The sequence below is a fragment of the Segatella copri genome, assembly GCF_051861805.1.
Classification (GTDB): domain Bacteria; phylum Bacteroidota; class Bacteroidia; order Bacteroidales; family Bacteroidaceae; genus Prevotella; species Prevotella copri_M.
This window is the reverse complement of sequence record NZ_CP146520.1, coordinates 3,207,801-3,229,433: the sequence shown is the minus strand read 5'-3', so window position 1 is coordinate 3,229,433 and position 21,633 is coordinate 3,207,801. Positions and strand designations below refer to the sequence as shown.

The following is a 21,633-nucleotide window of genomic DNA, read 5'->3' as shown; positions in this document are numbered from 1 at the left end:
TCTTTTTATTCATTTTTTTATAGTACCTTTGCACTCGCAATTGGTTCGCTGCCACCTTCTGCCGCCCTAGGCAGGACTGGTGCGTAGTGATTAAAAGGGAATCGGGTGAGAAGCCCGGACAGTCCCGCTGCTGTAAGCGTCTTATTGCGGCAAGCAACATGGTCACTGACATTTTTTCGGGAAGACCGCTTGCCATGAGTTTTGCATCTTTTTATGTTTACATAGAGTGAGATGCTGGGAGGACGCAAGTCAGAAGACCTGCCGTTGCCATCGGAAAGAAATTCCCAAAGGATATCTCTGGGATATAAAAAGGAAACAATTCCGATGATTCTATCCAACCCCGTGGGATGGGTTCGTGATGGAGACATACAGATATTTACTTATTATATTAAGGTTTAAGGTATAAGGAGATTAAATGAGAATAGGAAAATTACTGCTGTGCGTCGGGGGATGCATGGCAGCAAATGCTGTATCGTATGGGCAGAGTTTTCGAACCGATTCGGTGCAGGCCTTGGACGAGGTGGTGGTGAAGGCGATGCAGGAGGTTACTCCCCATCAATCCATCAACTATCAGCAGTTGCAGAACCTGCCTTCCAATAATGTGGCAGATGCGCTGAAATATATGGCGGGCGTGCAAATCAAGGACTATGGCGGATTGGGTGGACAGAAAACCGTGAACGTGCGGTCGCTCGGATCTCAGCATGTGGGCGTTTATCTGGATGGAGTACGCATCACCAATGCACAGAACGGTACGGTGGATTTGGGAAAGTATTCGCTCTCTACCCTGGAATCAGTTTCGCTCTTCAATGCCAACAAGACGGAGATGCTGATGACGGCTTCGGAATATGCTTCCGCCTCCACGGTTTATCTCAAGACCCATCGCCCCGACAGCACTCAGCTCAAGGCTTCCTACCAGTTTGGCTCGTTTGGAACCCACAAGTTGGCAGCCACTTACAGTTATCGGAATTGGGGCTTCATCGATGCAGCCTTTACCCATAGCAAGGGCAACTATCCGTTTGAATATCATACGGAATACGAGGACACCACGGGAACCCGCCGCAACTCCGACATTACGATGTTCCGCATAGAAAGCTGCGCCTTCTACAAGGGATTGCAATGGCACACGTATTACTTCAATTCCCGACGGGGATTGCCGGGCGGAATCGTGCGCCGACTCTCGGATACCTACACCGATGTGGGCAGGGAATGGGACCGCAACTTTTTCTCGCAACTGTCGTATCGCACGCAGATTCCTTTCGGAAAGCATCAGCCTTCATCGGAAAATCTGCATTCGATAGGCATCAGGGCGATATTGAAATACGCCAACGATTTCCTGCACTACCGTTCGGATTATCCGGAGAACATCTCGGTTCATGCCAACAACAGGTATCATCAGCAGGATGTGTATGCGGCGCTGTCGGCTTCCTGTCAGATTCGCGATTTCGGCTTCTCGGCTTCCAGCGATCTGCGATGGAGTGACCTCACCACCGATGTGAAGAATTTCCACTACGTCTATCGCTTGGACAGCAAAAGCTCGCTCTCGGCGTTCTATCAGCATGGGGGATTGAAGGCTAGTGTAAGCGGACTCTATACATCGCTCGCCGACCATACCCAGGGCAAGGCAAAACCTCTGCATAAGATGACGTGGAATGCGCTGGCTTCCTATACGTTGGGCGACTGGACCCTCCGCTCGTTCTACAAAACCGTGTTCCGGGCTCCAACCCTCAACGACCTCTATTATACGATGGTGGGCAACCGCAACCTGAAGCCGGAATTTACCAAGCAGGTGGATGTGGGAATCACCTTCCGCAAGCCTTTCATCGATGTGCAGGCAGACTGGTATTACAACCGGGTGGATGACCGCATCGTCTGTTTGCCGCTGAAAGGTTCGTATCAGTGGACGATGCTCAACTATGGCTACACCCGCTGCATGGGCGTGGATGTGAGCGTGAATGCGCATTATCGCCAGCATTCCCTGCTCCTTACGGGCACGTATCAGGATGACCGGAACCGCACCAACCCGAAGGAGGATGCCTACAATGATTTCATCGCCTATTCGCCTAGGTGGTCGATGACGGCGGTCTATACCTTATTATATAAGGGGTGGACGGCTTCTATCTCCCACATGTTTGTGAATAAGCGATATTGGACGGCGGAGAATGCCATAGAAGACCCCCTGTCGGCGTATAACTGCACCGACCTGAAGATAGGCTACCGATTCCTGCGCCACTATACGGTGGAGGCAGAGTGCCAGGACATCTTTGATGAGCGTTACGAGATGATTCAGCGCTGGCCGATGCCGGGAAGGAGATTTGGCGTAACCCTTAGGGTTGAGAGTTTATAGTTGAGAGTTTATAGTTGATAATTTATAGTTAATAGTTTTAACTGATAGATTTTCTGAAAATGAGAATAAGATTTGGAAATAAAATATTAGGAATGCTGGCGATGATAGGATTATCGCTCAGTTTTGTCGCCTGTTCCAACGAGAATGGAGCGGATGATTCTCAGCCGGTAAATCCTCCTACGCTTATCGGCGAGAATCTCATCGTCTGCAACGAGGGAAACTGGCAGTCGGATAACGGGCAGCTTTCCTATTACGATGGAACGGCGGGTGTGCTCACCAACAAGTGGTTCCGACAGGTGAACGGCAGCAAACTGGGAGATACGCCCAATGACATCGTCCAGGTGAATGATACGCTCATTGCCATCGCCGTGAACTGGTCGAACATTATCCAGTATATTCATCCCGACGGAACGGCTTGCGGGGCTACCGAGAATGTGCCCAACAATCGCCGCATGTGCGCAGACGGCAACTATCTCTACATCACCTCCTATGCTCACAAATGTGGCAACCAGACCTTCGAAAAGGGGTATGTGGCTAAGATTGATGTGAAGACCAAGCAGGTGGTTGCCACTTGCGAGGTGGGCTGGGAGCCAGAAGGAGTGCGTCTTTATGAGGGCAAACTCTATGTGGCAAATACCGGAGGCTACGCTTTCTCTGAGAATCATGCGTATGAAACCACCGTGCAGGTGGTGGATGCTGAGACGATGAAATCCATTAAGACCATCGATACGGGCTGCATCAATCTCTATGGCGAAATGTCGCAGGCAGGCCAGTATCTCTGCATCAATTCCTGCGGAGATTATTACAATGTGAAGCCTAAGACGGTGATAGTGGATTGCAAGACAGATAAGGTTTCTACTTTCGATTTCCCTTGTACCTATAATACCACCGATGGCAAACTGTTTTATACCGTTGGTTCCGAATTCTCGTATAATACGGGGGCGTATGTTTATCAGATCAAGACCATCAATCCTGAGACCAAGGAGGTGAAAGATGGTATCTTCAATGAAGCCATCACTCAGAAAATCAAGGAGATAACTTCGCCATACGAGCTTTACATCTCGCCTTATACCCAAAACGTGTATTTCACGGATGCGGGCAGTTATGGTTCTGCGGGTTATCTTTATGGCTACACCAAGGAGGGACAGCCGGTGTTTGCGCCGCAGAAAACGTATGTGAATCCGGCGCATATCCTGGCTTTGCCGGTTTACGAAAATAAATGAGAAAAATCAATATAACAACTTTAATATAAGAAGATATGAATAGAATTTTAATGAGCACATTGCTGAGCCTTTCCATGGGAGTGGCTTCGGCACAGACACAGAATGTAGAAGTTGTGGAGTTGCATCCAGCTCCAGGCCAGTTTGTCAACACCATGCCTCAGGCTGAGGAGGGAACCACCCACGAGGAGGTTTGCAAGGAGGCTACCGAAGCCTTGAATGATGGTCAGATTGTGCATTTGGGTACTTACGGCGGATACGTAACCGTGAAGTTCGACCACCCAGTACAGAACAAACGAGGTTCCGACCTCCGCATCAAGGGCAACGGCTTCTATAGCAGCGGTGACCCGAAATATGGCAAGGAAACCATCGGCGGTTCTTTTGAGCCGGGCATCGTGTATGTGGGTGTGGGTGATGATGTGAACACCTGCAAGTGGTATGAGCTGGCTGGTTCTGAGTATTATACAGATGAGATTCACGATTTCTCCATCACCTATCACAAGCCAGTGGCAGAGGAAGGAGAGCATTCGCAGATGTTCTCTTCGTTTGATAACTACATCAAGTGGGAGGCTTCATGGACTGATAAGAATGGTGAACGCCGGGATTCTACGGGCTACCACATGAAGATTTCATTCCACAAGCAGTCTTTCTGGCCTTTGTGGGAGGAAGGAGAAACCTTGACTTTCAAGGGAGGTAAATTGCCCAACAATGCCGTGAATTATGGAACAGAGACTTCGCAAAGTTGGGTGCTCTATCGCTACGCCAAGGATGCGTATGGCTATGTGGATGCTTCGCTCAATACGGATGATTACTCCACCTTCGATATTGACTGGGCGGTGGATGAGCAGGGCAACCACGTGGATTTGGAGGAAATCAACTTCGTGAAGGTGGTGAACGGAACCTTCCAGTATTGTGGCTGGCTGGGCGAGACTTCTACCGAGGTAACAGGCTTCCAGGATCTTCATCTGGTAGAAGGTTATGATGAGAATCCTATCATCATCACCCCTCGTACCTCTACAGGACTTTCAGTCATCAAGACCGACAGTAAGTTTGCCGCCAAGGATGATAGCTATTACGACCTGATGGGTCGCCGTGTGGCTACTCCGCAGAAGGGTATTTATATCAAGAATGGCAAGAAGATAATCTTCAAGTAAAGTCCTCTTCTGGGGCGAATCATCAATCAAACAGAAAATTCAATTATTAATAATAAATAATGTAAAGTATGAAAAAGATTTACTCGTATTCTTTGTCGGCTGCTTTCGTTGCAGCCTTGTTGAGTGTTTCATCTGTAGCGAATGCACAGGATAACAGTGTAGCAGTGGCTGCTGAGGCTTCGCAGGATGCTGCTGTGGCAACCTTCGACGATTTGACTTTGAAGCCTGAGAGCCACTGGGCTGGTCCTGCTGATAATGCTGTAGAAGTAGAAGGCGCATGGGGTAGCAAGAATATGGTAGGTACCTTTAAAAGTGGTTCTTATGAGTTTGTGAACTCGTTCACACCAGCTTGGAGTTCCTGGACTGGCTGTTCTTATAGCAACATGACCGCAACATCTTTTGCTGATTACACAACTGACCAGTGGAATTCTGCTGCAGGTCATGGTGCTGCTGGTTCAGCCAATTATGGCGTCATCTATGGTAGCAGTACTCCAAACGAGCAGATGGAAATCATCAAGGTGGCTGATGGTGATGCTGAAGGCAGAATTATCAAGGGTATGAATATCACCAACTCTGCATGGACTGTAGAGTGCGTGAAGAATGGCAATGGATCTGCTCAGAAGTTTGCGCAGGGTTCCTGGTTCAAGGTTACATTCACAGGTGTGAAGGCAGACAAGACTGCTACAGCCTCTGTAGATTATTATCTGGCTGATTACCGTTCTACAAATGAGGCTGACTGGACCTGCCTCACAGACTGGGCTTGGATTGACCTTTCTTCTTTGGGCAAGGTGGTTTCCCTGAACGTCAGCTTTGACGGTACAGATAAAGGTTCTTACGGATTGAACACTTCTTGCTATGTTTGCATCGACAATGTAGGTTGCGAGAAGAATACTTCTACTGGTATTGCTGCCAACAAGTGGAACAGCGTAGAGCTTCGCGAGGTGGCTCGCTTCTCTGCTGACGGCAAGCGCATCTCTGCTCCTCAGAAGGGTCTCAACATCATCCGCATGAGCGATGGTTCTACCCGCAAGGTAGTAGTAAAGTAAATATTTACCCTTAAGGCAAAAAAAAATTAGCCTTAAGGGAAAATATTTTTTCCCTTAAGGCTAAATATTTAATTGCTTCTAGGAATCTATTATTGCTTCCTTTTTCGAAACTTTATTCCTTTCCCAGAAATCTATCATTGCTTCCTTTTTCGAATCTTTATTCCTCCATCAACTTGCGGTAGCGACCCTTCTTGATTTCTGTATCGCCCAGGCGGCGCGCCTTGTTGATTTCATACTCAGAATAGCTGCCCTCGAAGAAGAAGACCTCGCCATTGCCCTCGAAGGCAAGAATGTGGGTACAGATACGGTCGAGGAACCAGCGGTCGTGGCTGATAACCACTGCACAACCGGCAAATGCCTCCAAACCTTCCTCCAAGGCACGCAGCGTGTTCACGTCGATATCGTTGGTAGGCTCATCGAGAAGCAATACGTTGCCCTCCTGCTTCAATGCCAAGGCCAACTGTAGACGGTTGCGCTCACCACCCGAGAGAACACTGCAGAGCTTGCTCTGGTCGGTGCCCGAGAAGTTGAAACGGCTGATGTAAGCACGTGCATTCACGTCTCTGCCACCCAGACGCAAGGTCTCATTGCCCTGGGAAATCACCTCGTAAACAGTCTTCTGAGGGTCGATGTCCTTGTGCTGCTGGTCAACATAAGCCAGTTTCACGGTCTCACCCACCTCGAATGTGCCGCCATCTGCCTGATCCAAGCCCATGATGAGGCGGAAGAGGGTAGTCTTGCCGGCTCCGTTAGGACCAATCACACCTACGATGCCGTTAGGAGGAAGCATGAAGTTGAGGTCGTTGAAGAGAACCTTTTCGCCGAACGCCTTCTTTACATGCTGAGCCTCGATAACCTTGTTGCCCAGACGAGGACCGTTAGGGATGAAGATTTCCAGCTTCTCCTCGCGCTCCTTCTGCTCCTGGTTGAGCATCTGCTCGTAAGAGTTCAGACGAGCCTTACCCTTAGCCTGACGTGCCTTAGGCGCCATGCGAACCCATTCCAACTCACGCTCCAAAGTCTTGCGGCGCTTAGAGGCAGTCTTCTCCTCCTGAATCATTCGCTTGGTCTTCTGGTCGAGCCATGAAGAGTAGTTGCCCTTCCATGGAATACCCTCGCCACGGTCCAACTCCAGAATCCACTCGCTCACGTCGTCGAGGAAGTAGCGGTCGTGGGTAACGGCGATGACGGTTCCCTCATACTGCTGCAGGTGCTGCTCCAGCCAGTCGATGCTCTCAGCATCCAGGTGGTTGGTAGGCTCATCGAGCAGGAGCACGTCCGGCTTCTGCAGGAGCAGGCGGCAGAGAGCCACGCGGCGGCGCTCACCACCCGAGAGATTGGTAACTGGCCAATCACCAGGAGGACAATGCAGGGCAGCCATCGCACGCTCCAGCTTGGAGTCGATATTCCAGGCATCGGTTGCATCAATGATATCCTGCACCTCAGCCTGACGCTGCATCAGCTTGTCCATCTTATCAGGGTCTCCGTAATATTCCTCGAGACCGAATTTGTTGTTGATGTCCTCGTATTCTGCGAGTGCATCATAGATTTTCTGCACACCCTCCATCACGTTTTCCTTCACGGTCTTGTTCTCGTCGAGCGGAGGATCCTGAGGCAAGTAGCCCACAGAGTAGCCTGGGCTCCAAACCACCTCACCCTGGGTAGGTTGCTCAAGTCCTGCGATGATTTTCATCAACGTAGATTTACCGGCACCGTTCAAACCGATGATACCGATTTTTGCTCCGTAGAAGAACGATAGGTAGATGTTCTTCAGAATCTGTTTCTGGTTTTGTGGGATAATCTTAGATACGCCCACCATTGAGAAGATGATCTTCTTGTCGTCAACTGTTGCCATATATATTATTAAATAATGTGTATTTGTGAATAAATTGAGTAAATTGCCGAGTTTGGCACTAACAGTTGCAAAGATACATTATTTTTTTGTAAATCTCGCCTTTCTTTCAAAAAAAAGTTGTATATTTGCATTTATTGTAGTAAAAAAGAGGCTCACGATGGGCTTCTTTCATCTTTTGATTTTTAAAAGAAAGGAATAATATGGATGCAACCTATGTAGACCTTACCATTCGTCTGTCTCTCGCCCTGGCTTTGGGCGGAGCGATAGGCATCGAGAGAGAGTATCGTGCCAAGGAGGCGGGGTTTCGCACTCACTTCCTGGTGGCGTTGGGCAGTGCGCTTTTCTGTGTGGTTTCTCAATATGGATTCGGATTCGAACTGAAGGATTCTTCCCGAGTGGCGGCACAGGTGGTGTCGGGCATCGGATTCTTGGGTGCCGGTACCATCATCTTTCAGAAAAATGTGGTTCGAGGCCTGACCACGGCAGCTGGCTTGTGGGTAACGGCGGCGATAGGTCTGGCATGCGGTACGGGCATGTATATGGCGGCGATACTTACCACGGCGATGGTGTTGATGGGATTGGAGGTGCTGAATTATCTGATACCGCAGTTGGGAACCTCTACCATCGAGCTGAATTTCTCTGCACCATCAAGGGATAGCGTGAAGGAATTCATCAGTAAAATCAAGCAGAAAGGCATGGAAGTTCATTCTTACGAACTGAAAGAACGGAGATTTTCTAAGGAAGAATTTGTGGAGGCGAGCATTGAAATAAAAGCCAAACGGGGTTTCCATACGCTGGAGATTCTGGATTATATGAATGATTTCTCGGACGTCACGATTTCGACGATTAAATAGAAAGAAAAGATAAAAAGGAGTTAAGACCATCATCTTAACTCCTTTTTATCTTTATATGCTTAGAAAATCCTAGCCAGATAGTCGTAATGTTCTCCTTCAGCCACGAGTTCGCCCTGCAAGCCGCAGCTTTCGGCGATGGATTTGAGCAGTGGGAAATCTACGTAGAGCCAGTCGAACCTGTCGCCCTTTATATCTTTGTAAATCATCTGGTAATCCACTTCACCATAGTAGGCACCATTCAGATTGATGTCGAAACTTCCGTCTTCATTCTCGTAGATATATTTGAGGTCGGAGGAATCGATAAGAATCTGACCGCCCTGGTTAAGCAAAGCCTTGAGACGGTTGAAGAGGGTAGGGAGATGTTCTATCTTTCCGGCGATACCCGTTCCGTTCATCAGGAGGAGGATGGTGTCGAAACCTGTTTCCAGATGATCATCAAAGAGGTTGATGCATTCCGCATCCTTTACGCCTCTCAGTTCCATCGCTTCGCAGCTCAGAGGAGAAATATCAATGGCTTTTACCTCCAAGCCCTTCTCCTGCAAGGCGAGCGTATGGCAGCCGCTGCCGGCTCCGATATCCAGTACACGCCCTTTTGTGAGTTGCAAGGCCTTCTGCTCCAGCATCGGCATCTCCTCAACTTTTCTGAAGAGGTGTTTCACCGGCATTTCATCTTCTTCGAACATAGATGATAGCACACGTAATCTTCCTGCTTTTCCCGATTTCTGATAATCAAGGATAGCGGCGCCCATCGGGTCTTTGTCTTTTGATAATATATCTGTATTCATTTGTTTTGCAATTTATGTATCGAGTAACCATTTCCATACAGGTATTACTTCGATATTCAATCCTTTTAGTTCTATATTTTCTTCTAATTCATATGTAAGAATGATAAGTCTTTTGCAATCAAGTACTTTTGATAGTTTGATAAGTGCAGTTGATTCTCTTTCCCAAGTTTCATCAGACTTTTTGGGATTGTAGCTTACCTGTATGGCAGTTGCGGCATCTGGTATGTAAAAATCTACTTCCACGTTCTTGTTGTAAAAGAACACTTGCTCTTCCAGTCCATATCTTCGAAGTAGCTCCATCGCAACCATATTCTCCAATAATGATGTGTCAACATCCATGGCAAGTATACTGATGATGCCGTTGTCCACAAAATAGTATTTGGGATTGGTCTCACGTTGAGTGAGATTGTCGGCAATATTCTTGATGGGATAAACCAAGAATGCATCTTTAGAGTACTCAAGATAGTTAATGAGTGTAGGTTTGCTTAGTTTTGCACCTGTAGATGCTATTATATTTGTGAGACGTGTAAAAGAAATCGGTTGCTTTACACTTTCTGCCAATTTTCTGAATAGAACTCGAAGAGAAAATTGATTTTCAATTTTGTTACGAGAAGCAATGTCTCCTAGGTAAATCTTTTGATATACACTATTGATATAATCTCTTTTTGATGCTAGTCTTGCTCCTTCTGGGAAACCGCCAAAACGGAAATAATTAGTGAAATGTCGTTGTACTTCAGCTCTTCCAAAGGTGGTTGCGAGAGTATTTGAATCATAAGACACTTCATTGGCTTGGAGAAATTCGGGAAAACTATATGGCATGATGTGTTTGGTGATATAGCGTCCTCCTAAAGTTGTTGCTACATCACTGCCAAGCATCTTTGCATTGCTGCCTGTAATATAGACTCTGTATTTGTTGTCTGCCAATCGGCGTGCGAATTTTTCCCAACCGTTGATGTTTTGTATTTCATCAAGAAATAGAATAGGACGTTCTTTTGACATCATACCATGAACTTCAAGGATAAGATTAAGTTCTTGTGCAGTCATCCCCATCAGACGTTCATCCTCAAAATTGATGTAGAGCATGGAGTCCCAGGTGATTCCCCGTTTCAGGTTTTGTTGAATCTGCTGATAGAGCATGAAAGATTTGCCAGCTCGTCTGACGCCAATCAGAACATAGTTGGCAAAATCTTCCATTTGGAAGTTTCTTGGAACAATCTGTTGAAATTCTACTTCTTTTCTGTTCTCCAAGAGTATTTCTCTGATTACTTCTTTTTGTATCATAACTCAATATTGTTTAATTGATTTTGCAAAAATACAACTATTTTGTTAAACCGGCTAAACAATATGCATAATTTAACATAAAAGTCTCTTTATATCATAGCTGATATCATTTTTTAAGATACCAGATAATTATTTGCTGCTGCTTAGTATTTCTCCCACCTTTTGCTTTTCGCTGTCGAAGCTGAATATTTTATAGATGAGGCCTGTATTCTGAAGATCCACGATATGTGGTGCCATCATTTTGAGCGCTTTCAGCTGTTCATCGTCGAAAGGGAATATCTTCATGATGCGGACCACCTGGGCGCAGGAATAGTAACAGCCGAGGCTAGCCACTTCTATCAGATCGAACTTGTTGTCATCAAAGCTTGCCTTCTTCACCTTATTATATAGTTTGGAGAAGGAAGCATCATCGAGACAATAGCCGTAATCCATTCTGCCATCTGGATCACATTTTCCATCGTAGATGGGTGGGGTAGGGTGTTGTGGCTGCTGTACATTCGATGTTTGGCTGTTTGGTTCTATGATTCTTGTATCGTACTGCACAACCTTTCCGTTTCTGTCGAAGAAGACCGTGATGTACTTGGAATCTCCAAACAGATAATTATATTTGTCATATTCCCATTTGTCCCCATACATGTCGAAACTGGTGAGCTTAGGTTTTCCAAGAATGGCTATTACTTCCTGCTTGGTCATTCCCCGCTCCACGTTTCTTTTTCCTTTAGCCGAAGCCGAGAGGCATACGGCAAACATCAATATGGTTGTGGCGATAAGCGCCATCACTTCATTTCTTTTCATAAGCTAAACTGTTTTTTATAAGTTATTATATTGTTTTATGGTTGCAAAAGTACAGCTTTCTTTTGAAATAAAAAGAGGAGGATTCCCTAAAGTAGAAGGGAAAATCCCTATCTTTGTATAGAAAAGAAAAATCCGTGGACAAGAAAAATTTCCTGCCCACGGACTTTTTATATAATATTTGTAATGATAATCTTACGCCTTGAAGCTCTCCAAGTCTTCTGCCTTGAAGTTCTGGATATATGCTGAATGACCGAGAACTTCCTCCTCTGCCATGCGAACATATACGTTGGCACTCTTCTGGAACATCTCTGGTGCCTTGGTAGCATCATCGAGGATGAGGAGAGACATTACGATGTCGCCAGTCATATTGTAGAGACGGCGAGCCAGGAAGTCGTGAACTGCCTGATCGTTAGCCTCCTTCACCTTGTTGATGGCAGCCTCGTAAAGTTCTACGAGCTTGGCCACGCGCTCCTTCAATGCCTTCAGATCATCTGATACCTCGCTCTCCAACATCTCCTTGATGATGCTGAGATAAGTGCCGTTGGTGATGTAGCGGATGGCTGCAACAACCTGAAGCTGAGTGGTACCCTCGTAGATAGAGAAGATACGGGCGTCACGGAACAAGCGCTGGCACTTGTACTCCATGATGAAACCAGAACCACCGTGGATGCTGATGGCATCGTATGCATTCTGGTTAGCATACTCAGAGTTCATACCCTTAGCCAATGGAGTAAATGCATCAGCCAAGCGGGTGTATTTCTTCATCTCCTGACGCTCCTCTGGAGTGAGCTTAGTGTCGCGGGCGATGTCTTCCAAAGCCTTGTAGATATCTACGTAGCGAGCGCAGCAGTAAAGGAGTGAACGGCCTGCATCCAACTTAGCCTTCATTCTTGAAAGCATGTCGTATACAGCAGGGAAGTTGATGATCTTCTCACCAAACTGAGCACGCTCCTTGGCATAAGCCAAGCCCTCATTGTAAGCCTCCTGCTCTACACCTACACTCTGAGCAGCAATACCCAGACGGGCACCATTCATCAGAGCCATCACGTACTTGATCAAACCGAGACGGGTGTTACCGCAAAGCTCAGCCTTGGCATTCTTGTAAACCAATTCGCAGGTAGGAGAACCGTGAATACCCAACTTGTGCTCGATGTGACGAACGGTTACGCCGCCATCACGCTTGTCGTAGATGAACATAGAAAGACCACGACCATCCTTGGTGCCTTCCTCTGAACGAGCCAGAACCAGGTGGATGTCTGAGTCACCATTGGTGATGAAACGCTTCACACCGTTCAGACGCCATGTGCCGTCCTCATCCTGTGTGGCCTTCAGCATCACGCGCTGCAAGTCGGAACCTGCATCAGGCTCAGTCAAGTCCATACTCATGGTCTCGCCTGCGCAGATGCGAGGAATGTACTTCTGGCGCTGCTCCTCAGAACCGAACTCATAGAGCGTATCGATACAGCTCTGGAGCGACCAGATGTTCTGGAAACCGGCATCGGCAGCAGCGATGATTTCTGAAGCCATAGAGAAGATGGCGTTAGGCAGGTTCAAGCCACCGTAACGACGAGGCATTGACAAGCCCCAGAGGCCAGCTTTGCGGGTAGCATCGAGGTTCTCGAATGTCTTGCTGGCATAAATCATGCGGCCGTTCTCCAAGTGTGGACCTTCGAGGTCAACATCCTCAGAGTTTGGTTCGATGATGTTAGCAGCTACATCGCCGGTAATATCCAGCAATCGCTTGTAGTTCTCGATGGCATCCTCGTAGTTGACAGGAGCATCTTCAAACTGATCTTTTTCTGCGTAGTTGCGCTCCTTCAAGTCAACAACACGCTTCATCAATGGGTGATTGAGATGAAATTCAATCTCAGGGTGATCACTATAGTAATTAGCCATTTTACTTTTCTTATTTAAATAATGTGTAATGCAGATTACTTGGAATTCTGCTTGTAGTACTTGATGAGCTTAGGAACCACATCCTCAACATTGCCGTTGATAACGTAGTCGGCAATCTTGTTGATTGGAGCATCAGGATCGTTGTTTACAGAGATGATGATGCCTGAATCCTGCATACCGGCGATGTGCTGAATCTGACCAGAGATTCCGCAGGCGATATAAACCTTAGGATGAACAGTAACACCAGTCTGACCAATCTGACGGTCGTGATCTACCCAACCTGCATCTACGGCAGCACGGGAAGCACCTACCTCACCATGGAGGAGATGAGCCAATTCGAAGAGCTGGTCGAAGCCTTCCTTGCTTCCTACACCATAACCGCCGGCTACAACGATGGCAGAACCCTTCAGGTTGTGCTTGGCAGCCTCTACGTGGTGGTCGAGTACCTTTACTACGAAGTCCTCGGCAGGAACATACTTGCTTACCTCTGGATAAACTACTTCCTTCTTGCACTCACCCTCGTAGATGCTCTTCTGCATCACGCCGGAACGGACAGTAGCCATCTGTGGACGGTGGTCTGGGTTTACGATGGTAGCCACGATGTTACCACCGAAAGCTGGACGAATCTGATAGAGCAGACCCTCGTAGTGCTTGCCGCTCTTCTTGTCGTCGTAATCACCAATCTCGAGCTCTGTACAGTCGGCAGTCAAACCGCTGGTCAATGAAGAAGAAACACGCGGACCGAGGTCGCGACCGATAACGGTGGCACCCATCAGTGCAATCTGAGGCTTCTCCTCCTTGAAGAGGTTGACGAGAATGTCGGTATGTGGAGCTGAAGTATATGGGAACAATCCCTCAGCATCGAAAACAAATAATTTATCTACACCATAAGGGAGAATCTGATCCTCTACCTGACCCTTGATGCCGGTACCAGCCACGATGGCATGGAGCTCCACGCCCTGCTGGTTGGCGAGCTTACGACCCTTGGTGAGCAATTCCTGAGATACTTCGGCAACGGTTGTGCCTTCTACCTCGCAATATACAAATACGTTGTTCATTGTCTTTTTTAATAAAGCATTTTTAAATGAATCGGAGTCTGAATCATCCTTCGACGATTATCCGATAATACTTTCGTTCAACAATTCCTTCATCAGTCCGTCGATGTCCTCATCGCTGCTGGTCAGGGTCTTGCTTTCTTTAGCCTGGAACACGATGTTCTTCACGGCCTTCACCTTGGTAGGAGAACCGCTCAAACCGCACTGTGCAGGGTCGCCATCTACATCGGCAACGCTCCACTGGTTCAGAGTGAGGTAAGGACGCTCCTCATAAAGGTTAGCCCAAGGCTCATCGCCCTTTCGCTCCATAGGGCAGGTAGCGTATTTATATTTCATTACGAGCTTCACGTTGCAAGGACGACATGGAGCAGCACTGCCGTTTACGGTGATAACCAATGGCAATGGAGCCTCTACGGTCTCAACACCACCGTCGATGAGGCGGCGGATAGTAGCCTTGCCATCCTCTACCTTGAGGATTTCCTCTGCATAGGTAACCTGGTTCAATCCCAACTTCTGAGCCACCTGAGGACCCACCTGGGCAGTATCACCATCGATAGCCTGGCGACCACCGATTACGATGTCAACGTCACCAATCTTCTGGATACCTGTAGCAAGGGCATAAGAAGTAGCCAATGTATCAGCACCAGCAAAGAGACGGTCGGTGAGCAACCAACCTGTATCTGCACCACGATAGAGACCCTGGCGGATGATTTCGCCAGCACGTGGAGGACCCATGGTCAAAATTCCAACTGTAGAACCTGGATTCTGCTCCTTCAAACGGAGAGCCTGCTCCAATGCGTTCAAATCTTCAGGATTGAAGATGGCTGGAAGAGCTGCACGGTTTACGGTGCCTTCGGCTGTCATCGCATCCTTACCCACATTTCTTGTGTCAGGTACTTGCTTGGCAAGTACAACGATTTTTAAACTCATATTAATAAATGGTTATTGTTATAATTTCCTTTAAGTTGTTAGTGCTCGGTACTCAAGTTGGGCGTTTTCGAGTTCGGTTGTAGGGCGCTTGGATGCCCTCTTCTTCACTTTCCAATGTTCAATTTGGGACAAAACACGTCGGCAAAAGTAACACTTTTTTGTGTGTTATACAAATATTTCTTTATAAAAATGCACAAAAAGGGTTGGTTTGTGCCCAAAAAAGAATATTTGTGCAGGTTTTTCTTGGAATAATGAAAGAAAAGTTGTAGTTTTGTAGCCGAAAGACTTTAGTCTTTGTTGAATGTTAATAAAGAAAAGTAGCTAAAAATAATGAAGAAAGTTTTTGTAAGTGGTTGTTATGACTTGTTGCACAGCGGCCACGTTGAGTTTTTCCGCCAGGCGTCTCAGTATGGCGACCTATACGTTGGTATCGGTTCCGACCAGACGATTCTTGGCTATAAGCACCATAAGACGTTCTATCCTGAACAGGAGCGTCTCTTCATGGTGAAGTCTATTAAATACGTGAAGGATGCCTACATCAACCAGGGGGATGGCATTATGGACTTTATCCCTACGGTGGATATGGTGAAGCCTGATATCTTTGTGGTAAATGCCGATGGCAGCAACGATACCAAGCGCAAGTTCTGTGAGGAGCGTGGCATTGAGTATGTGGTGCTGGAGCGTACGCCTGCCGAAGGCTTGAAGGCGCGTTCGAGCACTGATATCAAGGATTCTACCTGCCAGCTTCCTACCCGTCTCGACCTGGCTGGCACCTGGATTGACCAGCCTTACGTAAGTTGCTATGCGCCTGGCTGGGCGATAACCATGTCGCTTATTCCTACCTTCGAGGTGCGTGAACGCTGTGGTCTTTCTACTTCAACCCGAAACATGATTAAGAAGATATGGCCGGTGAAGTTGCCTGATATGAATCCTGAGATTCTTGCCAAACTGGTGTTCTGTTTCGAAAACGACCCGGAGCGCAGCGACGGCATCATCAGCGGTGCCCAGGATTCCATCGGTATCTGCATGCCTGGATTGGTGCGCCATCATTATGACAACCGTTTCTGGCCTGATAAGTTTGAGACTTGCGATGACGAGGATGTTCTCTCTTGGGTAGAGAGCCACGTCTGCATGATTCCGATGGAGCCACGTCGTCCGGGTTGTTCTGTGATTGAAGGCAAGGATATCAACGAGGTTAAGGTGAAGAATCTTGCCAAGGCTGCCGATGATTGCTGGAATGCGATTCTCAACAGGGATTTTGCTGCGTTTGCCTCTGCCTTCAAGGCTTCGTTTGATGCGCAGGTTGCCATGTTCCCAGCCATGATTCAGGGTTGTGTGCAGGGATTTATAGATAAGTATTCTGCCCTGCCTGAGGTTCACGCCTGGAAGATGCCGGGTGCAGGTGGCGGCGGCTATCTGGTACTGGTTGTTGATGATGTGAAGGATTTCAAGGAGAAGCATCCTGAAACCATCGTTTTGACGATTAGAAGAAAGTAGCGAGGGCGGTTGAACTATCTCCCCTGTGTATAGATTAGGCACGGATTACACGGATTTTCCTTTAAAAATTATAAATGCGCTTTTTGCATTATCGTCTTAAATCTCCGTGTAATCCGTGTAATCCGTGCCTAAAATCTGCTTACACCCTCTTATTCGAAGCTCTTGAGTCTTGCGATATATTTGCCCAGAATATCGAATTCGATATTCACCACGGTTCCTTCCTCAATGTTGCAGAAGTTGGTATTCTCGCGGGTATAAGGGATGATGGCTACGGTGAAGGTGTTATCTGTTGGCTCACATACGGTGAGCGAAACGCCGTTCACGGTTACGCTGCCCTTATCTACGGTGAAATATCCCTTACGCGCCATCTCTTTGTTAAGCTCATACTCAAAAGTGAAGTAGGTTGAACCATCGGCATCCTTCATGGCGATGCATTTGGCGGTTTCATCTACATGGCCCTGAACGATGTGACCGTCCAGGCGGCCGTTCATCACCATCGAACGCTCTACGTTCACCTTGTCGCCCACCTTGAGCAGTCCCAGGTTGCTGCGGTCGAGGGTTTCCTTCATGGCTGTAACGGTATAGGTGCCGTCCTTGATTTCCACCACGGTGAGGCAGACGCCATTGTGCGCCACGCTCTGGTCGATGCCGAGTTCATCTACGAACGAACATTTCAGGGTAAAGTCGATGTTCTCCTTATCCTGCTTAATCGCCACAACTGTGGCCATTTCTTCTACGATTCCACTAAACATATATTCTATTTTTATTTGGTTTCATGATTATTTCAGTTTGCAAAGATATTGCATTAGCTTGAAACTGCCAAATCATTTAAGTTCTTTTGATAAAATAAGCAAGATATATTTGTTTAATTGCCATATTTTTTATATTTTTGCACATTGTAATAAGTGCACATGATAAATGTGATATACATGTCTTTCCAAAACTCCACCGAATATGAAGAATAATGAAACTCAAATGGCGCAAAACAATGACTTCGATGGTCTTGTAGCCCATATTCAGCAAACGCAAGATGTATTGCAGAACAATGCTCGCTTAGTGATTAATCGCCACGTCACAGCCAAGGCTTGGTTGACGGGCTATTATATTGTGGAGTATGAGCAGAAGGGAGCTGATAGAGCAAAGTATGGTGAGCAACTTTTGAAAAGCCTTTCTGAAAGACTTGGTAAAAAGAAGTATAGTGTGACAACATTGAAAATCTATCGTCAATTTTATCAAGTATATTCACACTTGGATAAAGAGGTTGCTGGCTTCTTGTTGTCTCAAAGTCAAATTGGACAATCTGTGACTGACCAATTTGGAGGTGTTGCAGTCTCTAACAAAATAGCTCCATTGGCAGTAAAGTCAAACTTGCTTTTTAATAAGTTGTCTTTTACTCATTTAGTTGCCATTCTCCCTATTACTGACCCTTTGGAGCGTGCTTTCTATGAGACGATGGCAATTCGTGGCACTTGGAGTGTCAGAGAATTGCAACGCCAGATTGATTCCAACTATTATTTCCGCAGTGGATGGAGTCAAAAGCCTGAGGCGTTGGCTAAGTTGGTGGATGGCAAGGCTGAGACAGATACGCTCGCCCTTGACATCAAGTCGCCATTTACCTTTGAGTTCTTGGGTTTGCAAGCTTGCTTACTATCGCAAGAATATCATGCAGCCAGATGATAATCCCCCAATCGGTATCCTCCTTTGCTCAGCAGTAGGACGAGAAATGGCAGAATACTCCTTGCTCGATTTGGACGAGAGCGTGTTTATCTCCAAGTATCAACTCAATGTGCCTTCAAAGGAACGAATGACAGAGTTCTTGCGTAAGGAAAATGAGGGACTATATAATAAGGTATAGGAGCAGCAAAATTAGATAACACTGTTTAGGTAACAATAAAAACATTTGAAGACAATGGAAATCAAGGAAGGTTATATGCCCTTCATGGGCTATCAAACTTATTATCGTATCGTAGGTAAAACAGAGGAGGGCAAGAGTCCTATCATCCTCTTGCATGGTGGACCAGGCAGTACCCACAACTATTTCGAGCTATTGGATAGGGTCGCGGAATCAGGTAGAGCTGTCATCATGTACGACCAGTTGGGCTGTGGCAACTCATTTGTGGAGGGACATCCCGAACTCTGGACTCCTGAGACTTGGCTCAACGAACTCTGTGCGCTCATCGACTATCTCCACATCGACCATTTTCATCTCTTGGGACAGTCGTGGGGTGGCATGCTCGCCATCATCTATCTGATAGAGAAGCAAGCAAAGGGCGTGAAGTCAGCCATCCTCAGCAGTACCCTTTCGAGCAGCAAATTGTGGGCGAGTGAGCAGCATCGCATGATCAAGTTTATGGCAGAGGAAGACCAGCGAGCCATTGCTGAGGCAGAGGCAAAGGATGATTTTTCGAGCGAGGCATACGCCAAGGCAAACGAACACTTTATGCTCTTGCATTGTGCTGGCGAGGTAACGGAGGATAGTCCAGAATGCCTTCGTAGAAAAAAGCGTGCTGGTGCCGAGGCTTATCTCTATGGTTGGGGACCGAATGAATATACCCCGACAGGTACGCTCCGAGATTATGACTACACCGACCGCTTGGGCGAGATACAAGTGCCATGCCTAGTGATGAGTGGCACCAACGACCTCTGTACTCCATTGGTAGCAAAGACGCTCTACGATGGTATCCAAGATTCCAAGTGGCATCTCTTCGTAGGAGCCCGACACATGCCATTTGCCGAGCAAAATGATGAGTATTGCGAGGTATTGGAAGAATGGTTAGGGGAGAAAGATTAGGCTTCTTCAAACTTTAGAAAAATGGAATTTCATCCAATCGATTGGACAAAATAAAGTAAAACCGTCCAATCGATTGGATGAAATGTATAGAATCAATAATCAATATTAGTAACTTAAAGAGAGCTTTTCTCTTTTTCTGGTGCAAAGGTAGTAAGTTATTTCCAAACTTGCAAGAAGGCATGATTAGGTTACTCAGTTTCCCTGAGGTTACTATTGCTGATAATGAATGGCTTGTGAAATGCAGATTTAACGATAATTAATGTGAACAAGCTATGTTAATAGAGAACCGATTGCTTCTTGAGAGTTAAGTCATCCCTACATTTAGTTTGCTATTTTAAACCACAGGTCCCTCTATGCCCTTCGGTTGGTCTGCTTGTGCCCGTTACACGGGCATCCGTAGCCCACCAAGTGGGCATCGACAGCCCCTGTGCTGGGCAACCACAGCCCATAACGCGGGGCAACGAGTGCCTGTGGTTTAACGATTTTGGTTGACCACTTTTTATCTTATTTATAAGACGAGTTGACTCGGTTAATACTTATTTATAAAACCAGTTGACTAGTTAAAACTTAGTCATATTTTTTGTTGACTAGTTTTTCTCTTAGTCATATTTTTTGTTGCCACTCATGTTTCATGCAAAAACATGTTGGGGGATAATCCTGAGCGTAGCTTCCTTGGTAAGTTTGGGTTGGGCTCGATGCCCAACTCAAACTTTATACGTTGGTAGCTTAAACCATCACGTAGTTCCTTGGTGGGTGCAAAGATACTAATTTTCTTTTATTTTACCTTAGCTTTTATTGCTTTTTCTCTATAGCTTACCCATTTTTTGTTGATTTCACCCATCTTTTTAGCTGCTTCACGTGGAGTTAGTCCATCAAGGCTCATATGAGGACGCTCTTCATTGTAGAAGTTTATAGCAAGAATCACAGCTTTTTGAACTTCACTAATACTTGCAAACGACATGCCTTTCAGTAACTCATTCTTGATGGTACTGTTCACTCTTTCTGCTACAGCGTTGTCCTTAGGATTTCCGCTTTCCGTCATGCTGATTTTGATGTCATACTTTTTAAGCAAATCCGTATAAGCAAAGCTAGCATACTGGACACCACGGTCAGAGTGATGAATTAGTTGGCTAAGATCATGTCCATCATAATGCTTTAGTGCCATTTTAAGTGCCTCGATGGCATAGATAGCCTCCAATGTTGGAGCCACACTATAGCCAACGATTTCCTTTGTGTAGTAATCGGTAATAAGGGCAAGGTAGCAGAACTTATATTCTCCACTCTCTGGATCGAGGAAGTATGGAATATAAGTTATATCGCTGACAACCAGCTGACAAGGACGTATTGGCAGTAAGTCTTTGACGATGTTTGGATACAAAGGAAGGTCATGGGTGGAGTCTGTTGTCTTCACCCTACGCTTTACCTTTCTAACCTTCAAATTGTATTTTTCGACTATGTCGTAAAAGCGGTTGTAGCCAACACTTCTTGATGCCCCAAATTGCTTCTGATACATAATCCAAAGTTTGTTGCCGCCAATCCCCGGATCTTTCTTGCGAATATCTTTTATGAACTCCACTACAAAGGCTTCCTGGGCTATTTTTACCATATCACTATCTCCATGCTTGTAATAGGCCTGCTTTGTAACACCAAGTAAACGACACATAGGGGCAACAGGATACTTTCTGTTGTCCCTAGCGTGAAGCCTATTTGCTACTTGGTGCCAGCTTTTTTTAAGTCTATACCATATACTTCCTTGCCAAAAGCGACCATTTCCTCATAGAAGTCCGCACGAAGACGCTCTGTCTTAAGCTGCTTCTTCAATTCTGCTATCTCCTTGACCAAATCTTTGTAGTCTGATGGAGTGATTTCCTTACCTTGCTTCTTCATCTTTTCTGCCAATTCTGGATTTTCGGCTTCAAAGGTACGAATTTTACGCCAAACTGTAGAGCGACCTATACACAATTTAACAGAAATCTCTTGTTGTGTTAGGTGCTCAAGGGTGTACAGACGGTACACTTCCTTGGTAAGTTCGACATCTTTCAATGTTGCTTCTAATGATTCTTTCATGTAATTGAAACTTTAGGAGTCAACCATATTTATAAAAAGACAGCCCAAATATCGGACTCATTT

The 21,633-nt window shown here is 46.3% G+C and carries 19 protein-coding genes and 1 riboswitch; of the genes, 9 read left to right on the top strand and 10 right to left on the bottom strand.

The window, feature by feature from the left end:
* The first annotated feature begins 24 nt into the window (after positions 1-24).
* Positions 25-279: riboswitch (cobalamin riboswitch) on the top strand.
* 175 nt (positions 280-454) lie between these two features.
* From V8Z93_RS12805 to V8Z93_RS12790, 4 genes are all read left to right on the top strand, one after another.
* Entirely contained in the window at positions 455-2,344 is a 1,890-nt protein-coding gene (locus tag V8Z93_RS12805; RefSeq protein WP_439431725.1) for a TonB-dependent receptor plug domain-containing protein, read from the top strand.
* Between the two features lie 59 nt (positions 2,345-2,403).
* Positions 2,404-3,567 (top strand): hypothetical protein, encoded by a 1,164-nt coding sequence (locus tag V8Z93_RS12800; RefSeq protein WP_439431724.1) that lies wholly within the window; start codon positions 2,404-2,406, stop codon positions 3,565-3,567.
* Positions 3,568-3,602: 35 nt separating this feature from the next.
* Positions 3,603-4,718: a PKD domain-containing protein gene (locus tag V8Z93_RS12795; RefSeq protein WP_439431723.1), complete on the top strand. Its 1,116-nt coding sequence runs from the start codon at positions 3,603-3,605 to the stop codon at positions 4,716-4,718.
* Positions 4,719-4,786: 68 nt separating this feature from the next.
* Positions 4,787-5,764, top strand: coding sequence for a DUF4465 domain-containing protein (locus V8Z93_RS12790; RefSeq protein ID WP_439431722.1), 978 nt, complete (start codon positions 4,787-4,789; stop codon positions 5,762-5,764).
* A gap of 157 nt (positions 5,765-5,921) precedes the next feature.
* Here V8Z93_RS12790 and ettA read toward each other — a convergent pair whose 3' ends face one another.
* The gene (ettA, locus tag V8Z93_RS12785; RefSeq protein WP_006847047.1) at positions 5,922-7,619 is read right to left on the bottom strand and encodes an energy-dependent translational throttle protein EttA; all 1,698 of its coding nucleotides are present in this window, start codon (positions 7,617-7,619) and stop codon (positions 5,922-5,924) included.
* A gap of 200 nt (positions 7,620-7,819) precedes the next feature.
* Here ettA and V8Z93_RS12780 point away from each other — a divergent pair, with 200 nt between their 5' ends.
* On the top strand, positions 7,820-8,473 hold the full coding sequence (locus V8Z93_RS12780) for an MgtC/SapB family protein (protein ID WP_218412344.1): 654 nt from the start codon (positions 7,820-7,822) through the stop codon (positions 8,471-8,473).
* A 59-nt stretch (positions 8,474-8,532) separates the two neighbouring features.
* Here the strand turns inward: V8Z93_RS12780 and V8Z93_RS12775 are convergent, their stop codons facing one another.
* From V8Z93_RS12775 to V8Z93_RS12750, 6 genes are all read right to left on the bottom strand, one after another.
* Positions 8,533-9,258: a class I SAM-dependent methyltransferase gene (locus tag V8Z93_RS12775; RefSeq protein ID WP_439431721.1), complete on the bottom strand. Its 726-nt coding sequence runs from the start codon at positions 9,256-9,258 to the stop codon at positions 8,533-8,535.
* 12 nt (positions 9,259-9,270) lie between these two features.
* Positions 9,271-10,539: an ATP-binding protein gene (locus V8Z93_RS12770; RefSeq protein WP_217763485.1), complete on the bottom strand. Its 1,269-nt coding sequence runs from the start codon at positions 10,537-10,539 to the stop codon at positions 9,271-9,273.
* A 129-nt stretch (positions 10,540-10,668) separates the two neighbouring features.
* Positions 10,669-11,334: a DUF4476 domain-containing protein gene (locus V8Z93_RS12765; RefSeq protein ID WP_439431720.1), complete on the bottom strand. Its 666-nt coding sequence runs from the start codon at positions 11,332-11,334 to the stop codon at positions 10,669-10,671.
* 192 nt (positions 11,335-11,526) lie between these two features.
* On the bottom strand, positions 11,527-13,230 hold the full coding sequence (locus V8Z93_RS12760; RefSeq protein WP_294869163.1) for an acyl-CoA dehydrogenase family protein: 1,704 nt from the start codon (positions 13,228-13,230) through the stop codon (positions 11,527-11,529).
* 35 nt (positions 13,231-13,265) lie between these two features.
* Entirely contained in the window at positions 13,266-14,288 is a 1,023-nt protein-coding gene (locus V8Z93_RS12755) for an electron transfer flavoprotein subunit alpha/FixB family protein (RefSeq protein WP_006847062.1), read from the bottom strand.
* Positions 14,289-14,345: 57 nt separating this feature from the next.
* Entirely contained in the window at positions 14,346-15,215 is an 870-nt protein-coding gene (locus V8Z93_RS12750) for an electron transfer flavoprotein subunit beta/FixA family protein (RefSeq protein WP_006847063.1), read from the bottom strand.
* A gap of 330 nt (positions 15,216-15,545) precedes the next feature.
* Here V8Z93_RS12750 and V8Z93_RS12745 point away from each other — a divergent pair, with 330 nt between their 5' ends.
* Positions 15,546-16,712, top strand: a complete 1,167-nt coding sequence (locus V8Z93_RS12745; protein WP_439431719.1) for an adenylyltransferase/cytidyltransferase family protein — start codon at positions 15,546-15,548, stop codon at positions 16,710-16,712.
* A gap of 149 nt (positions 16,713-16,861) precedes the next feature.
* Here V8Z93_RS12745 and V8Z93_RS12740 read toward each other — a convergent pair whose 3' ends face one another.
* Complete coding sequence (locus V8Z93_RS12740; RefSeq protein WP_439431718.1) at positions 16,862-17,464, bottom strand: riboflavin synthase; 603 nt, start codon at positions 17,462-17,464, stop codon at positions 16,862-16,864.
* A gap of 202 nt (positions 17,465-17,666) precedes the next feature.
* Here V8Z93_RS12740 and V8Z93_RS12735 point away from each other — a divergent pair, with 202 nt between their 5' ends.
* Genes V8Z93_RS12735 through pepI form a run of 3 tightly spaced genes read left to right on the top strand, consistent with a single transcriptional unit; the run spans position 17,667 to position 19,503 of the window.
* The gene (locus V8Z93_RS12735) at positions 17,667-18,389 is read left to right on the top strand and encodes a DUF1016 N-terminal domain-containing protein (RefSeq protein ID WP_439431717.1); all 723 of its coding nucleotides are present in this window, start codon (positions 17,667-17,669) and stop codon (positions 18,387-18,389) included.
* A complete protein-coding gene (locus tag V8Z93_RS12730; protein WP_218412352.1) occupies positions 18,376-18,567 on the top strand; it encodes a PDDEXK nuclease domain-containing protein in 192 nt (63 codons plus the stop codon). Before V8Z93_RS12735 ends, V8Z93_RS12730 begins: the two co-directional genes overlap by 14 nt.
* 54 nt (positions 18,568-18,621) lie before the next feature.
* Positions 18,622-19,503 (top strand): proline iminopeptidase, encoded by an 882-nt coding sequence (gene pepI / locus V8Z93_RS12725; protein WP_439431716.1) that lies wholly within the window; start codon positions 18,622-18,624, stop codon positions 19,501-19,503.
* A gap of 775 nt (positions 19,504-20,278) precedes the next feature.
* On the opposite strand, the gene V8Z93_RS12720 is transcribed toward pepI, so the two are convergent.
* Both V8Z93_RS12720 and V8Z93_RS12715 read right to left on the bottom strand, forming a co-directional pair.
* Entirely contained in the window at positions 20,279-21,250 is a 972-nt protein-coding gene (locus V8Z93_RS12720; RefSeq protein ID WP_228111690.1) for an IS3 family transposase, read from the bottom strand.
* Entirely contained in the window at positions 21,214-21,570 is a 357-nt protein-coding gene (locus tag V8Z93_RS12715; protein WP_203038574.1) for a hypothetical protein, read from the bottom strand. The genes V8Z93_RS12720 and V8Z93_RS12715 overlap by 37 nt, the downstream gene beginning before the upstream one ends.
* Positions 21,571-21,633: the final 63 nt, after the last annotated feature.